Below are 1316 nucleotides of genomic sequence, written 5' to 3'. Positions count from 1 at the left end.
CCGCTATTTATCACTATAAATGTGTCTCTAACGGTATTATAATTTCAATGGGTAAAAAATACCACTGTGCAGATAATATTGTTATAGAAAGTTTTCATTCATTACTTAAGAAAGCTACAATCCATAATAAAATATATAATTCACATGAAGAATATATACAAGATGTTATAAAATGAAATACATGATATTCAAATCGTAAAGAAGAAGATATAATAAAAAAAATAGTAAATACTTTTTATTAGTACTTACTAAAATGGGTGCAGTCTAACTTTTTTACTAATACTTACTTTTTGGGGTGCACTCTATTATCAAACTTTTTATTATAAGTTTCTTCTTCAATATTTTTTGCTTGGATTGGAGGCATATTATGTGTTATTTTTTGCGAAACATTTATTTTTTGACCTGTTATTTTATTATAACTTTGAGTAAAAAAAACATCTTTTTGTGGTGATGATTTTGGTAAAGAAAGTTTAGGAAAATGATTTGTTAGAACTGACTTTGATTTTATAGTTTGTTTATTATCAATATTAGTTAATGACTTCTTTAATTTTTCTTGATCTTTTTGCATTATTTTTTGAGCAACAGCACGAGCTTGTGCTTTAACTTCTGTATGATCAATTTTAACTTCAACAGGTTCATTGTTAAATTGAGCATCATTATTTTTCTTATTAAAATTTAATAAATCAATGTTTTTTGTAATAGTAGGTGGCTCATATAAATGTTCTTCATTATCCAATTGAATTTTTTCATCAAAAGTTGATTTAATTTTATTTAATCGGTGATGAAAAATTGTTTTTTCTTGTTGTAACTTTTCAGTTTGATGATGTAAAATTTTTAATGCATTTGGATTATCTAAATTTAAAATCATTTTCCGTGGTTGTACAAATGAATTTAAAGCACTATTTTGATTAACATTTTGTTTTTTAGTAAAAAAATAATTATTCTTAAAAAAATGACTATTTTCTTGTAGAAAAAAAGTTGCATCATTATTTAAAGTAAACTCTTGCTGTTCAATGCTTTGATCATTATGCGCACTTTGCTTAATTGGTTTAATTTTTAAAATTTTAATATCATTACTCTTCATTATCAACACCCATTTCAAGAAATCTCAAAACTAATACATATTAATTATATCCTAAAACAGTTAAAAAACAAAGGAAATATTGGGTCTTTTTCGTAATAACAAAGAAACAATAAAAAGCAATTAAAATTTTAATTACAATGTTTCTTTTAACTGAGAATATGAAATAAAAAACCTTTCTAGGTTATTATTAAATATATAAAGTTAGGAGAAACATTTTTTATATGGCAAAGGG

At 23.4% G+C, this 1316-nt stretch carries 1 protein-coding gene and 1 pseudogene; one reads left to right on the top strand and one right to left on the bottom strand.

Annotated elements, in window-relative coordinates; genetic code table 4:
- A pseudogene (locus tag D9R21_RS06540) lies at positions 1–242 on the top strand (integrase core domain-containing protein); the annotation flags it as partial.
- 41 nt (positions 243–283) lie between these two features.
- Here the strand turns inward: D9R21_RS06540 and D9R21_RS06535 are convergent.
- Complete coding sequence (locus D9R21_RS06535; RefSeq protein WP_241568815.1) at positions 284–1084, bottom strand: hypothetical protein; 801 nt, start codon at positions 1082–1084, stop codon at positions 284–286.
- Positions 1085–1316: the final 232 nt, after the last annotated feature.

Source organism: Spiroplasma endosymbiont of Megaselia nigra, assembly GCF_003987485.1.
GTDB lineage: Bacteria > Bacillota_I > Bacilli_A > Mycoplasmatales > Mycoplasmataceae > Spiroplasma.
The sequence above is the reverse complement of the archived record's forward strand: the minus strand, read 5'-3'. Positions and strand labels throughout refer to the sequence as shown.